The 14,825-nt window shown below is 65.8% G+C and carries 9 protein-coding genes; 5 read left to right on the forward strand and 4 right to left on the reverse strand.

Annotated features, from left to right (window positions below):
• The first annotated feature begins 94 nt into the window (after positions 1-94).
• Positions 95-2,245, forward strand: a complete 2,151-nt coding sequence (locus NYR55_RS02285) for an alpha-glucuronidase family glycosyl hydrolase (RefSeq protein WP_260019629.1) — start codon at positions 95-97, stop codon at positions 2,243-2,245.
• Positions 2,246-2,274: 29 nt separating this feature from the next.
• Positions 2,275-3,984 (forward strand): glycoside hydrolase family 43 protein, encoded by a 1,710-nt coding sequence (locus tag NYR55_RS02290; protein ID WP_260019630.1) that lies wholly within the window; start codon positions 2,275-2,277, stop codon positions 3,982-3,984.
• 138 nt (positions 3,985-4,122) lie between these two features.
• Here NYR55_RS02290 and NYR55_RS02295 read toward each other — a convergent pair whose 3' ends face one another.
• Complete coding sequence (locus NYR55_RS02295; protein ID WP_260019631.1) at positions 4,123-6,549, reverse strand: glycoside hydrolase family 3 N-terminal domain-containing protein; 2,427 nt, start codon at positions 6,547-6,549, stop codon at positions 4,123-4,125.
• Positions 6,550-6,741: 192 nt separating this feature from the next.
• Here NYR55_RS02295 and NYR55_RS02300 point away from each other — a divergent pair, with 192 nt between their 5' ends.
• The 3 genes from NYR55_RS02300 (at position 6,742) to NYR55_RS02310 (ending at position 11,129) form a co-directional block, all read left to right on the forward strand.
• Entirely contained in the window at positions 6,742-7,758 is a 1,017-nt protein-coding gene (locus NYR55_RS02300; RefSeq protein WP_260019632.1) for a LacI family DNA-binding transcriptional regulator, read from the forward strand.
• A gap of 121 nt (positions 7,759-7,879) precedes the next feature.
• Positions 7,880-9,280 carry a sugar porter family MFS transporter gene (locus NYR55_RS02305; protein ID WP_260019633.1) on the forward strand — a complete coding sequence of 467 codons (1,401 nt, stop codon included), beginning with the start codon at positions 7,880-7,882 and terminating at the stop codon, positions 9,278-9,280.
• Between the two features lie 70 nt (positions 9,281-9,350).
• Positions 9,351-11,129, forward strand: a complete 1,779-nt coding sequence (locus NYR55_RS02310; protein WP_260019634.1) for an IlvD/Edd family dehydratase — start codon at positions 9,351-9,353, stop codon at positions 11,127-11,129.
• A 46-nt stretch (positions 11,130-11,175) separates the two neighbouring features.
• On the opposite strand, the gene NYR55_RS02315 is transcribed toward NYR55_RS02310, so the two are convergent.
• From NYR55_RS02315 to NYR55_RS02325, 3 genes are read right to left on the reverse strand one after another with little or no spacing between them, the layout of a single operon-like run.
• Positions 11,176-13,104: a sialate O-acetylesterase gene (locus NYR55_RS02315; protein ID WP_260019635.1), complete on the reverse strand. Its 1,929-nt coding sequence runs from the start codon at positions 13,102-13,104 to the stop codon at positions 11,176-11,178.
• Positions 13,105-13,109: 5 nt separating this feature from the next.
• Positions 13,110-13,991: an SMP-30/gluconolactonase/LRE family protein gene (locus NYR55_RS02320; RefSeq protein WP_260019636.1), complete on the reverse strand. Its 882-nt coding sequence runs from the start codon at positions 13,989-13,991 to the stop codon at positions 13,110-13,112.
• Between the two features lies 1 nt (position 13,992).
• Positions 13,993-14,790: an SDR family oxidoreductase gene (locus NYR55_RS02325; protein WP_260019637.1), complete on the reverse strand. Its 798-nt coding sequence runs from the start codon at positions 14,788-14,790 to the stop codon at positions 13,993-13,995.
• Positions 14,791-14,825 lie beyond the last annotated feature (35 nt).

Consider the following 14,825-nt stretch of genomic DNA (forward strand, 5'->3'; position numbering starts at 1 on the left):
TGTTCGTTGCAGCATAGGGTTGTTCTTTATGATACCGCTACCGTAAGACATAAACGGCGGCTGGCAAGGCGGTCGGTAACGGGACGGAGAGAGGATGTCGATGCGTTTGCTGGCCGGGCTTTGCGCCCTGTTCCTGATGATCATGCCCGGCATCGCCGCGGCGGAGGACGGCCATGAATTGTGGCTGCGCTATCGACTCGCGGATCAGGGCCAGATTGTCATGTTACCGGGAACATTGGCGGTCGAGGAAACTGACCCCCGCATCCTGTCTGCGCGGGACGAGCTGACCCGTGCACTCTCTATCATGCGCGGCGCGCCAATCGCTTCCAGTGCCGTGCTTGGCGACGGCGAATCGCTGGTGATCGGCACTCCCACCGGCAGTCCGCGAATCGCTGCGCTCAAGCTGCCGCTGGCCGGATTGGGGAATGAGGGGTTTGTAATCCGCTCAGCCAGGATCGCGGGACGGCCGGTCACGGTGATCGCCGCGAACGACGGCGCGGGCGTTCTCTATGGCGCGTTCCGATATCTTGAGCTGGCGATGAAGGGCGCTCCGCTGACCGGGCTGAACGTCACGGACAGGCCGGCGCTGGACGTGCGCATCCTCAACCATTGGGACAATATGGATCGCCATGTGGAGCGCGGATATGCGGGCGAATCCATCTGGGACTGGCAGAAACTGCCGCGCTTCGCCGATCCGCGCTACACCGACTATGCCCGCGCCAATGCGTCCATCGGCATCAACGCGGCGGTGCTGAACAACGTCAATGCCAATGCCGACATCCTGACCCCGCCTTATCTGGAAAAGGTGGCGGCAATCGCCGCGCAGCTGCGCCCTTGGAATATCCGCGTCTATCTCTCCACCCGCTTTTCCGCGCCGATGGAGATTGGCGGGCTGAAGACCGCCGATCCGCTCGACCCGGCGGTCCGGGCGTGGTGGCGCGCAAAGGCGGACGAGATTTACCGGACCATCCCCGATTTCGGCGGATTCCTGGTCAAGGCCAATTCGGAAGGACAGCCGGGGCCGCAGAATTACGGCCGCAATCATGTCGATGGCGCCAACATGATGGCCGACGCGCTGGCCCCGCATGGCGGCATCGTGATGTGGCGCGCGTTCGTCTATTCCGAAACCGACCCCACCGACCGCGCGAAACAGGCCTATGCCGAGTTCCAGCCCTATGACGGCAAGTTCCGCGACAATGTGCTGGTTCAGGTCAAGAACGGCGCGATCGATTTCCAGCCGCGCGAACCCTTTCATCCGCTGTTCGGCGCCATGCCGAAAACGCCGCTGATGATGGAGGTTCAGGTGACCAAGGAATATCTCGGCTTTGCCACCCACCTCGCCTATCTGGGGCCGATGTGGGCGGAGGTGCTGGCCGCCGACACCCATCGCCCGCGAAAGGGCGCGACGGTCGCCGATGTGCTGACCCGGCGCCCGCGGCCAGCAGCCGTGACCGGCATGGCCGGGGTCGCCAATATCGGCGCGGATCGCAACTGGTCCGGGTCTCAGTTCGATCAGGCGAACTGGTATGCCTTTGGCCGGCTCGCATGGAACCCGTGGGCCGATGCTGAGGCCATTGCCCGCGACTGGGCCGAACTGACCTGGGATGCCGATGCCCCCGGCACGGCGGCGATCGTCGACATGATGATGGCCAGCCGGGAGGCGGTGGCCGATTACATGACCCCGCTCGGCCTGACCCATCTGATGGCGACCGGCCACCATTATGGCCCCGGGCCATGGGTGGACGATCTGGCCCGGCCGGAATGGAACCCGGTCTATTATCACAAGGCGGATCAGCGCGGCATTGGCTTTGACCGGATGGCCAGTGGCAGCAACGCCATCGCCCAATATGCGCCCGGTGCGGCGGCGCAGTGGCGCGATCCGGCGCGGATGGACGAACGGTACCTCCTCTGGTTCCACCATCTGCCCTGGGACCATCGCCTGAAATCCGGCGAAACGCTGTGGCAGGGCCTGATCGCCCGCTACGACCGGGGGCTTGGCGAGGTTGGCCGGATGCAGGCAAGCTGGGCCGCGCTCAGCGAGCAGGTGGACCCGGAGCGGCACCGCGAAGTCACCCAGTTCCTGCAGATTCAACAGGATGAGGCGACATGGTGGCGCGATGCCAGCATCGCCTATTGGTCCAGCGTCAGTGGCCGCCCCCTGCCGGCCGGCGTCAAGGCACCGCCGCATCCGCTGGCCTATTACAAGGCGATCCGGACGCCCTATGCCCCGGGCAGCGGCGAGTGAGCGACAGAACCGGATTGGAAGGAAACACCATGAATCGAACGATGCTGGCACTGCTGTCCGGAGCGGCGCTCGCCCTGTCCGGCTGCGCCGCCGCGACCGATGCCGGGCCCGCTACCGCCCCACCGCCCGCCAACCTCGCCCAGTTCGACTGGCTGACCTATCGCGGCAGCGATCCCGTCGATGCTCAGGCAAAGCCCGGCCCCGACGAGTTCCGCAACCCCATCCTTCAGGGCTATTATCCCGACCCGTCGATCACCCGCGTCGGAGAGGATTACTACCTCGTCAATTCCAGCTTTGCCCATTTCCCCGGCATTCCGGTCTGGCACAGCCGCGATCTGGTCAACTGGACCCAGATCGCCAATGCCATCGACCGGCCCGATCAGCTCGATTTCAAGTCGCTCGGCCTGTCGCGCGGCGTGTTCGCCCCCGCGATCGAACATCATGACGGCACCTTTTACATCATCAACACCTGTGTCGATTGCGACGGCAATTTCGTCATCACGGCAAAGGATCCGCGCGGGCCGTGGAGCGATCCCGTCTTTCTGCCCGATCTTGTTGGCGGCATCGATCCGTCGATCTTCTTCGATGCGGATGGCCGGGCCTGGGTGCTGAATAACGGCGCCCCGGTCGGCACCCCCCGCTATGACGGGCACCGCGCCATCTGGATCCAGCAATTCGATGCAAAGTCGCTAAAGACCTTTGGCCCGCGCACCGTCCTGGTCGATGGCGGCGTGGACCCGTCAAAGAACCCGGTCTGGATCGAAGGGCCGCATCTCTTCAAAAAGGATGGCTGGTATTATCTGACGGCGGCAGAGGGCGGCACGGCGGTCAATCACAGCCAGGTCGTGCTTCGCTCGCGCAGGCCCGACGGCCCCTACACGCCCAATCCGAACAACCCCTTTCTGACGCAGCGCGACCTGCCCGAGGGGCGACCGAACCCCGTTACCTCCGCCGGTCACGCCGACCTCATCGAAACCCAGAATGGCGAATGGTGGGCGCCGTTCCTGGCGGTGCGCCCCTATTCGGGTGACCTGTACAATATCGGGCGCGAGACGTTCCTGATGCCCGTCACCTGGGAAAATGGCTGGCCGGTCATCACCCGGCCGGGTCAGGTCATTCCGTGGACCGCGAAACGGCCCAACCTGCCGCCCGGAAAGCCCGGCCCCTTGCCGACCAACGGGCCGTTCAGCGTGCGCTATGCCTTTGACCGGCCACTCGGCATGGAATGGGTGATGCTGCGCAACCCGCGCGACAGCTGGTACCGGGTCGAGGACGGGATGCTGAAACTGACGCCGCGCGCCGTCGGGCTTGGCGACAATGGCAACCCCAGCTTCATCGCCCGGCGGCAACAGCATCTGGACGCGACGGTCGAAACGCAGATGCTGTTCGAACCGCGCCGCGATGGCGACCGCGCCGGTCTGGTCGGCTTGCAAAGCGATGATGCGTGGCTGGCGATCCTGCTGGCGCGAAAGGATGGGCAGCGGGTGATCCGCGCCGTTGTCCGTTCGTCAGCGAAGGACCCGCGCGACGGGCGCATCCTCGTCGAACGCCCGATCGCGGTTGGCCCCGTCCGCCTTCGCCTTAGCGTCACGGGCGGGACGGCCAGCCTTGCCTATGCCCCCAGCGGCGGCGATTGGCGGACGCTCGTCGACAACACCGACGCCACCATCCTGTCCACGCAAAAGGCCGGCGGATTTGTCGGCACGGTCATCGGCCCGTTCGCGCAAAGCGCGAACTAGGCGACTTCGATCCTCTCCCTTGACGGGAGAGGATAGCGAAGCTTGCCGCTCCTGCGGCTAGCGCAGCTTGGAGAGGGTGGGACGACGCAGCAGCGGCCGGGCCTTACCCTCTCCCGTCAAGAAATAGGGTTTGGATGGTCACTCCACGGCGAGCTTCGCTTCCTTCAGCTGAGCCGAATCCGGACCTGCCATGATGGTAAAGGTGCCGGGTTCCACCACCCGCTGCATCTTCATGTCCCACAGCGCCAGCGCATCGGGCGACAGGGTGAACCGCACGGTCTGCTTTTCCCCCGGCTTCAGCGTGACCCGCTGGAACGCCTTCAGCTCCTTGATCGGCCGGGTGACGCTCGCCGCGTCGTCGCGGACATACAGCTGCACCACCTCGTCGCCCGCCCGGTCGCCGGTGTTGGTGACGTCCACCTCGACCGTCGCGGGCTGACCCACCTTGATCGTCGGCGTGGTGACGCGCGGCGTGCCGATGTCGAATCGGGTGTAGCTGAGGCCATAACCGAACGGGAACAGCGGCTTGGTCGTGTCGAACAGGTAACCGCGACGCGCGCTCGGCTTGACGTTGTAATAGATGGGCAGCTGGCCGACGTGCCGGGCAAAGCTGACCGGCAGTTTGCCGCCGGGGTTCACCTTGCCGAACACCACATCGGCAACCGCATGGCCGGTCTGCTCGCCCAGATACCATCCCTCGATCAGGGCGGGCGCATTCTCCGCCAGATAATTCACCGACAGCGGACGACCGTTCAGCAGCAGGACGACCACCGGCTTGCCCAGCGCGATCAGCCGCTTGGCCAATTCCTCCTGCGGCCCCACCAGATCGAGCGACGACCGATCGCCCAGGTGATTGTCCGCCCACGCCTCCCGGCTAAGCTGCTCGTTGTCGCCCAGCACCAGCACGATGACGTCGGCGTTCTTCGCCGTCTCGACCGCCTCATCGGCCAGCTTGGCGTTCACCTCCGGCTCGACCAGATCGACGGGATCAGCCGACCAGGACCGCGATTTGGTCAGCCGGACGCCCTCGGCATAATCCACCTTGAACTTGCCCTCGCCCGCGGCCTGCATCCCTTCCAGCACGCTGACTACGTGGCGCGGCACTTCGGAATATCCGCCAATCGGCGTGTCGCGCGCATGGGTACCGATCACCGCCATCCGCCCGATCCGGTCCGGGTTCAGCGGCAGGACGCCCTTGTCATTCTTCAGCAGCACCATCGCCTTTTGCGCCGCTTCCCGCGCCAGCGCGATGGCGTCGGGCGTGTTCTCCTTCGCCCGCGCCGCCTTTGCATCGACATAGGGATGCTCGAACAGCCCCGCCTGGAACTTCAGCGTCAGGATGCGCCGAACCGCCGTGTCGATCTGCGCCTCGCTGATCCGGCCGGACTTGACCAGTTCGGACAGGTGCTTGAACGCATCGTCATCGGGTGCCTCCACATCGACACCGGCTTCGATCGCCCGGGCCGCCGCCTCGTGCTTGTCGGGGAACATCCGGTGCCGCGTAACCGTCTCGGCGACCGCGAAATAATCGCTGACCACCATGCCCTTGAACCCCCATTCCTTGCGCAGCACCGTGTCCAGCAGCCACGGGTTCACATGGCTGGGCACGCCGTCGATCTCGTTGTAACTGGGCATGATCGCCGCCACGGGCAGCGATTTCACCGCCCGCTCGAACGGCGGAAAGAAATTCTCGCGCAGGATGCGTTCCGAAATCTGTGCCGGGGCGACATTGGTGCCGCCCTGTGGCTCGCCATGGCCCGTCATGTGCTTCAGCGTCACATAGACCTTGTCCTTGGCCAGCGGCAGCGTGGTACCCTGAAACCCCTTGATCGCAGCCAGCCCGATTTCGGCGACCAGGTGCGGATCCTCGCCATAGGTCTCCTCGATCCGGCCCCAGCGCGGATCGCGCGCGACATCGACCACCGGGGCCAGCGCCAGATTGGCGCCCCGCGCCCGCATCTCCCGCGCCGCCACGGAAAAGACCCGCTCGACCAGCCCGGGGTCGAACGTGCTGGCCATGCCGATCGCCTGCGGAAAGCTCGTCGCCCCGCGCGCAACATAACCGTGCAGCGCCTCTTCATGCGTGAACATCGGAATACCGAGCCGCGTCTGCTCGACCGCCCATTTCTGCGCGGCATTGACGTAATTGGCGGTATCCTCCGCCTCGCGGTTCACCACATCGGCGGTCGCACCGGCGGCACCCGTATCGCGCGCCACCCCGCGCTTGTCCGACGGGCGCGACAGCATCCCCAGCCCATGCGGGAAATTGCGGCTGGCGGCGGCCGGATCGAACACACCCTTGGCGTCCTGCACCTTGTTCTTGGTACCCCAGATCGCGATCATCTGCGCGAACTTTTCCTCCAGCGTCATCCGCTTCAGGAGGTCCTCGACCCGCACGTCCACCGGCTGCGCTGCGTCCTTGTAGATCGGCCGGTCGCCCGCCTGCTGCGCTGTCGGCGCTGCCTCGCGCCCCGGCTTGGCGATGGCGATGCCCGTGGTACCCGCCACGATCGACAGGCCGACCGATGCTGCCAGAATGGCACGCGCACAGATGCTGCTGCTCATGAAATCCCCTCTCCTGATCCCCGGTGCGGTCGTCCGCACGGCTGATGATATCGCTACCATAATGTCCTGACATTGGACGCGCTGGCCGTCAACTATCCGCCCCGATTGCGTTTGTTACAACCTAACATTAAGCAGACCGCGAAAGGGACGGGGGAAATGAGAACTAGTCGCAGGCGGCAGGGCAGCCCAACGGTGCAGGACGTCGCCATGGCGGCGGGCGTTTCCGCGATGACGGTGTCGCGCGTCGTCAATGGCGGCACCAATGTGCGCGAAGCGACACGCAACGCGGTGCTTCAGGCGATCGAGCGGCTGAATTACCGGCCCAACACCGCCGCCCGCAATCTGGCGGCCGGAGAGGCGACGCAGATCGGTCTGTTCTACGCCAATCCGTCGGTCGGCTATCTCAGCCAGTTCCTGATCGGCGCCCTGAACGCCGCCCGCCGCGCGGGTTGTCACCTCGTTCTGGAATCCTGCGAAGGGGAAAGCGACGAGGAACTGGCCGAGGCGACGCGCCAATTCGCCGCAACCGAGGTGCAGGGCGTGCTGCTGCCTGCGCCCCTGTCCGAAAACAAGGTTGTCCGGGCCGAACTGGATGCCGCGGGCATCCCCTATACCTCGATCGCGCTGGGCCGGTTCGTGCCGGGCAGCCTGAATGTCCGCATCGACGATTATGCCGCCGCGCGCGCGATGACCGATCATCTGATCCGTCTGGGTCATCGCGACATCGCCTTCATCATGGGCAATCCCAATCAGGTCGCGTCGGCAGAACGGTATCGCGGCTTTTGTGATTCGCTCGCCGCCGCCGGGCTGGATCCGGCGCAGGGGCGGGTGGAACAGGGTTATTTCACCTTTCGTTCGGGGATGCAGGCCGCCGAGCGTATCCTGGACAGCAAGTCGCGCCCGACGGCCGTGTTCGCCTCCAATGACGACATGGCGGCCGCCGCCGTCGGTGTCGCGCACCGGCTGGGCCTGCATGTGCCAGAGGATGTCAGCATCGTCGGCTTTGACGACACCGCGATCGCCACATCCATCTGGCCGGAACTGACCACCATTCGTCAGCCGACGGCCGACATGGCGGAAATCGGCGTCGGCATGTTGCTCAAGCGGATTTCCGGGCGTCAGGATAGCGACGTTGCGAATGGCATGGATCAGATCATGCCGTTCCAGCTGATCGAGCGCGAGTCATCGGGCCCCCCGCCCCGGCGATGACCATTGCCGCGCTCGTCGAAAGTCGCTTGCAATCGGGATGCGGATAGGCTTTTTCAGTTACCGCTAACAGTCGGGCATCAGCGCCGGCGCGTTCAGGTTAGGTCGGAGGGGACGAAAACAGATGGTTCAGACAACGGCGGAGCGCACCAATCTTGCGCTCGTCATCGCCATCGTCGCGGTGGCGACGATCGGCGGATTGCTGTTCGGATATGACAGCGGCGCAGTCAACGGCACGCAGGACGGCCTGAAAAGCGCCTTTGCCCTGTCGGAAGAAGGGCTTGGCTTCACCGTCGGTTCGCTGCTGATCGGATGCGTCGTCGGCGCAACCGCCGCGGGCTGGCTGGCCGACATGATGGGCCGTCGCAACGTGATGATGCTCGCCGCGCTCCTGTTCCTCATCGGCGCGCTGATTCAGGGCTTTGCCGAAACCCAGCCGCTGTTCGTGATGGCACGCATGATGGGCGGCATCGCCGTCGGCGCGGCCAGCGTCCTGTCGCCCGCCTATATCTCGGAAGTGGCCCCGGCCAACATCCGCGGCCGCATGACCACGATCCAGCAGATCATGATCATCACCGGTCTGACCGCCGCATTCGTGGTCAATTACGCCCTTGCCGCCTCGGCCGGTGCGTCGACCAACCCGTTCTGGCTGGGGCTGGAGGCATGGCGCTGGATGTATCTGATGCAGGCAATCCCGGCGGCCGTGTTCCTGATCGCGCTGTTCTTCATCCCCGAAAGCCCCCGCTATCTGATCGCCAAGGGTCGGGATGCAGAGGCGCTATCGGTGCTGACCCGCCTGTTCGGGCCGGAAACCGCCACGACCAAGACGGCGGAGATCAAGGCCAGCTTCTCCGATCACAAACCGCGCCTGTCCGACGTGCTGGCCAGCGGCACTGTGTTCCGCCCGATCGTCTGGGCGGGCATCCTGCTCGCGGTGTTTCAGCAGCTCGTCGGCATCAACGTCATCTTCTATTATGGCGCAACGCTGTGGCAGCTTGCGGGCTTCACCGAAAATGACGCGCTGCTGATCAACATCGGATCGGGCGTCGTTTCCATCGCCGCCTGTTTTGTCACCGTCCTGCTGGTCGACAAAATCGGCCGCAAGCCGCTGTTGCTGATCGGTTCGGCCGGCATGGCCGTCACGCTGTTCACCATGGTCTATGCCTTCAGCCAGGGGTCGCTGGATCCCGCCGGTCAGCTGGTGCTGTCGCCTCAGCTGGGGATGCTCGCGGTCGTTGCCGCCAATCTCTACGTGATCTTCTTCAACGTCAGCTGGGGCCCGGTGATGTGGGTCATGCTGGGCGAAATGTTCCCCAACCAGTTCCGGGGATCGGCGCTTGCCGTAGCCGGGTTCGCGCAGTGGGGATCGAATTACCTGATCGCGCAGACCTTTCCGATCATGGCGGCGTGGAGCCTTGCCGGCAGCTACAGCTTCTATGCCGTCTGCGCGACGATCAGCTTCTTCCTCGTCCGCGCCTTCATCAAGGAAACGGCGGGCAAGGAACTGGAAGCCATGGAGGGCTGATCCGTCCCTCGCATCGATCCGGGGAGGGTGCGTCGACGCCCTCCCCTTTTTTTGACTGGAGACCTGCCCCGTGACCCGCACCCCCGCCCGCCCCTTCCGCTCCCGCGAATGGTTCGCCGCACCGGGGCGCAGCGACATGGCCGCCCTCTATCTCGAACGCTTCATGAATTACGGGATCACGCCCGAAGAACTCATGAGCGGCAAACCGATCATCGGCATCGCGCAGTCGGGCAGCGACCTGTCCCCGTGCAACCGCATCCATCTGGATCTTGCAAAGCGGGTCCGGTCGGGGATCGAGGCGGCGGGCGGCGTCTGCATCGAATTCCCGGTGCATCCGATCTTCGAAAACTGCCGCCGCCCGACAGCGGCGATCGACCGCAACCTCGCCTATCTGGGCCTGGTCGAAATCCTGAACGGTTATCCCATCGATGCGGTGGTGCTGACCACCGGCTGCGACAAGACCACGCCCAGCCAGGTGATGGCCGCGACCACGGTAGACATCCCCGCCATCGTCCTGTCCGGCGGCCCGATGCTCGACGGCTGGGACGAGGGCGATCTGGTCGGTTCCGGCACCGTCATCTGGCGCAGCCGCCGGAAACTGGCGGCGGGCGAGATTACCGAGGCGGATTTCCTGCGCGCCGCGACCAGCTCCGCGCCGTCCGCCGGGCACTGCAACACCATGGGCACCGCCAGCACGATGAACGCGGTGGCAGAGGGGCTTGGCCTGTCCCTTCCGGGCTGCGCCGCGATCCCCGCGCCCTATCGCGAACGTGGGCAGATCGCGTACGAAACCGGCCGGCGGATCGTGGAAATGGCCTATGAGGATCTGCGCCCGTCACGCATCCTGACGCGCCAGTCCTTCGTCAACGCGATCACGCTGGTGTCCGCCATCGGCGGATCGTCCAATGCCCAGCCGCATATCGTCGCCATGGCCCGCCATGCAGGGGTCGAGGTAACGCCGGAGGACTGGCAGGATGCCTATGACGTCCCCCTGCTCGTCAACATGCAGCCCGCCGGCAAATATCTGGGCGAACGGTTCCACCGCGCGGGCGGCGTGCCCGCGGTGCTGCACGAATTGATCGAGGCTGGCCGGGTGGACGGCAGCGTCCTGACCGTGACCGGCAAATCGATGGCGGAAAACATCACCGGCCGGGCGACGACGGACCGGGAGGTCGTGAAACCCTATGCCGAACCGCTGATCGACAAGGCGGGTTTCCTGGTGCTCAAGGGCAATCTGTTCGATTTCGCGATCATGAAGACCAGCGTGATTTCGGACGAGTTCCGCCAGCGGTATCTGTCGCGTCCGGGGCATGAGGGCGTGTTCGAATGTCGCGCCATCGTGTTCGACGGATCGGACGATTATCATCACCGCATCGACGACCCCGCGCTGGAGATTGACGAAAACTGCATCCTCGTCATTCGCGGTTCCGGCGTGCTCGGCTGGCCCGGCTCTGCCGAAGTGGTGAATATGCAGCCGCCCGCCGCCCTGCTTCAGCGCGGGATCCGCAGCCTGCCGACGCTGGGCGACGGGCGTCAGTCGGGCACGTCGGACAGCCCATCGATCCTGAACGCCTCACCGGAAAGCGCGGCCGGCGGCGGCCTTGCCTGGCTGCGCACCGGGGACATGATCCGCGTCGATCTCAACACCGGCGAATGTAATGCGCTGGTCGATCAGGCGGAAATCGACCGCCGCCTTGCCGCCGACGGCCTGCCCCCCGTGCCCGAAAGCGCGACCCCGTGGGAGGAGCTGTTCCGCGAAAAGACCGGTCAGCTGGGCGAAGGCGGCGTGATGGAATTCGCGCTCAAGTACCGCAAGACCAGCGAAAAGACGCCGCGCCACAATCACTGATCGACCCGCCCTCTCCCCTGGTGGGGGCAGAGGGCGCGGCCGTTGCTTACTGGACCGCCACCTCGAACGGCACGGCGGGCAACGGCGCTTCGTCGAACAGGTTGACGACCGGCGCATCGGCCCACGCATAGCGCACGCTGTCCACCGGCTTGCCATCGCCGGTCAGCCGCACCGTCGCGCCATCGGCCTGCGCGACGGCATAGCGGCATCCCGCCCCCGCCCCGCACAGCTCGAACCCGATCGGCTGCGGCGCGCTCCATGCCCGCAGCGATCCGGTGACGCCGGAAAACGACACCACCACGTCATTCCCCTCGCGCCGCGCCCCGCTGACCAGCGGACCGGACGGGGACTTGGCACCGCCATAGGCCAGCGCCGTCGCCGCCCGCGCCAGCCGCAGCGCCAGCTCGTTCTTGTTTGCCGGGTGAATGTCCGTCCGCTCGCCGATATCGATGGCGGTAACGATGGCCGCACGGGGATCGTTCACGGCGGCCAGCCGCTGTTCGTTTCGCGTCGCTGCCCATGCGCTGTCCACCGGCTGCCATGTCGGCGCCCCGTAATTGGTCAGCCCGACGATCAGGAACGGCAGGTCAGCAACCCCGGACTGCCGCCGCCATCCGGCCATCAGCGCCGCCATCCGCTTGTCATAGCCGCGCGTGCCGACATCGCTCTCCCCCTGATACCAGGCGGCACCCTTCAGCGCGATCGGTCCCAGCGGCGCGATCATGCCGTTGTACAGCGTCGACAGCCCCCAATGGCTTTCCCACGGCGTGCGCGGCGGCATCCCCTTGACCGTGCTGACCGAATATCGCCAGCCATCGCTCAGCGGCACGGCCGCCTGCCCCTCGACGGTCAGCTTCATCTGCTCCACCGGCCCCATGAAGCCGCCCGGCCCCCAGGTGTCACCGATGGCAACAAGGATGCGGTTCTGCCCGGGCTTCAGCACGCCCGCCGGCACCGGATAGGTGCGCCAGCTGCCCCAGCCGAAACTGGAACCAACAGGCACGCCATTGATCCACACCGTATCCAGCTCGTCGATCCCCGCCAGGCTGAGCGTCGCCGCCTTGCCCGTCGCTGCCTTGTCCAGCGACACGTCGCGCGCGAACCAGACGGTGCCGTTCAACTCGGCGGTCGCGCCGCCCCATTGCTCCCATGGCGTCATCTTGGGCACCGGCTGCCAGTTCAGCCGCTGCGGCGCGTTCCACGGTTCCTGCCCTGGCTTGTCGCCCGTCTCCTTGCGCCACCATGTGCCCCATCGCCCGGCATAGGTGGCCAGCGCCTTGGCCGGATCGGCGGCATATTGGTCCAGCAGCGCGGCGTCCTCTGCATTGCCGGGCAGCGGCCGCGCATCCGTCAGCGGGATCCACGGCCGGATCGCCGTGCCGCCCCAGCTGGCGTCGATCGCGCCCATCGGCACGCCCTGTTCGGCCTTCAGCTGCTTGACCATCAGGTAACAGGCCGCCGAAAAACCGCCCACGCTGTCGGGCGATGCCGCCGCCCATGACGGCCGCTTGTCCAGGGGCGCGTCGGGCGCATAGGCGACCCGCCGTTCCATCTGCAGCAGCCGGATCTGCGGATCGGCCGACGATGCGACCAGCGCCGGTCCGTTCAACGCATTGCGCGTCTGATATTCCATGTTCGACTGGCCGGAACACAGCCACACATCACCGACCAACAGGTCGGTCATGGTCGCCGTCTTGCCGCCGGCACCCGTCACGGTCAGGGTCAACGGTTCGCCGCCCGCCTTGATCGGGGGCAGCATCGCCTGCCACCGCCCCTTTGCATCGGCGGTGGCCTTCGCCGCCGCGCTGCCCATGGCGATGGTCAGTGCCTCGCCCGGATCGGCGGTGCCGGTGACGATCACCGGGCGATCCCGCTGGATCACGGCATGGCTGCTCATCGGGGTCAGGATGACAGGCTCCGCCTGCGCCGCTCCTGCGGCAAGCAGAAGGGCGGCGGCAAACGTGCGATGGATCATCCTCTTCAGAACCCTTTTATCGTTGTTCCCTGCAATCCGGGCACGCCCACCCGGAATGAAAACAGGTCGCCGGCCAGCGGCTGGGCGGCGCGGCCCGCCGCATCCAGATGCTTTGCCGCCGTCGTGGCGAACACGGTCTTCAGGTCCGGTCCGCCAAAGGCGATCTTGGTGATCGCGCTGACCGGAAACTTCACCACCTCAAGCAATTCGCCCGCCGGGGAATACCGGCGCACGCCCCAGCCATTGTACAGGCTGATCCACACGCACCCCTCGGCATCGACGCACGGACCGTCGGGATACCCCTCATCATTCGGGATGGAGGTGAACAGGCGGGTGTTGGCCAGCGTGCCGTCCGGCTGCACGTCACTGGCATACACATGCCCGCCCAGCGTATCGACGGTATAGATGGTCCGGCTTTCCGGGCACAGCGCCGGGCCGTTGGTGATCGACACCGGCCCCGCCGCCTTGATACAGGCATTGCCGTCCAGCCGATACCAGTATCCGGTATCCGCCGCTTCCCCATCGTCCATCGTCCCGAACCACAGGCGGCCATGGCCATCGACCACCCCGTCGTTCAGCCGGTTGCCCGGCATATCGGGTTCGGGATCGACGATCGGGGTAAAATCGCCCGTGGCAGGATCGAACAGCGCCAGTCCGGTCTGCAACCCTGCAATGAACTGCCCGCTGTCGGTCGGCAGGCAAAAACCGACCTGTGCCGGCGCATCCCAGCTTCTTTTGTCCCCGCTGGCCGGATCGAACCGATGGACCCGGTGGCTCTTGATATCCACGAACCACAGGGCGGCATCCCGCTCGACCCACACCGGCCCCTCGCCCAGCGGCGCGCCCAGTGACCAGACCGATTGCGGATCGGACAGGCAAACCGTCATGTCAGCGCCAGCCCGCGTCCACGAAATAGCTGTGTCCCGTCACCAGACGGGCATCGTCGGACGCCAGGAACAGCACCATCGCCGCAATGTCGTCCGGCACCAGCCGCCCCTTCAGGCACTGCGCCGCCACGATCTCGGCCTCACCCTCCGGCGTGTACCATTTCAGTTGGCGCGGCGTGCGCACATTGCCTGGAATGACACAGGTGGAGCGGATGCCGAACTCGCCCAGATCGCGGGCCAGACTGCGCGACAGTCCCTCGATGGCCGCCTTGCACGTCTGGTAAAGGGGCAAGTCCTTCAGCCCCAGATGCCAGCTGATCGAGCCCAGGTTGACGATCGCGCCGCCGCCATTGGCCTTCATGCCCGGCACCACTGCCTGCGCGGCAAAGAACATGTGCTTCAGGTTCACCGCCAGCCGGTTGTCCCAATAGGCCTCGTCCACCTCTTCCACCGAATGGCGGTCGTCATTGGCGGCGTTGTTGACCAGCACGTCGAACGAACCGCCCGCGGCGGCCTCCGCTGCCGAAATCGCGGCCTTCAGCGCGGCGATATCGGTCAGGTCGACCCGGTGAAAGCTCGGCCGGTTCGGGCCGTCCAGCCGCTCGACCACCGCCTGGGAATCCGCCTCGGCAATGTCGAAGAACGTCACCTGCGCGCCCTGCGCCACAAATCCCTCGACCAGCCCGGCACCAATGCCGGAACCGCCGCCGGTGATCAGGACGCGCTTGCCCTCCAGGCTTGGATAAATGGCACGCCGGGCTGCGGCTTGCGTCAACGGAGCCGGATCAGCCTCGGCCATGTCAGTTCCTTTCGTCACGATAACCCTTGTCCACA

Source organism: Sphingomonas sp. BGYR3 (assembly GCF_025153455.1).
In the GTDB taxonomy this organism is placed as follows: Bacteria; Pseudomonadota; Alphaproteobacteria; order Sphingomonadales; family Sphingomonadaceae; genus Sphingomonas.

Coding starts and splice junctions, on each gene's coding strand:
- NYR55_RS02285 (WP_260019629.1), top strand. CDS start 95: ATGTCGATGCGTTTGCTGGCCGGGCTTTGCGCCCTGTTCCTGATGATC.
- NYR55_RS02290 (WP_260019630.1), top strand. CDS start 2,275: ATGAATCGAACGATGCTGGCACTGCTGTCCGGAGCGGCGCTCGCCCTG.
- NYR55_RS02295 (WP_260019631.1), bottom strand. CDS start 6,549: ATGAGCAGCAGCATCTGTGCGCGTGCCATTCTGGCAGCATCGGTCGGC.
- NYR55_RS02305 (WP_260019633.1), top strand. CDS start 7,880: ATGGTTCAGACAACGGCGGAGCGCACCAATCTTGCGCTCGTCATCGCC.
- NYR55_RS02315 (WP_260019635.1), bottom strand. CDS start 13,104: ATGATCCATCGCACGTTTGCCGCCGCCCTTCTGCTTGCCGCAGGAGCG.
- NYR55_RS02320 (WP_260019636.1), bottom strand. CDS start 13,991: ATGACGGTTTGCCTGTCCGATCCGCAATCGGTCTGGTCACTGGGCGCG.
- NYR55_RS02325 (WP_260019637.1), bottom strand. CDS start 14,790: ATGGCCGAGGCTGATCCGGCTCCGTTGACGCAAGCCGCAGCCCGGCGT.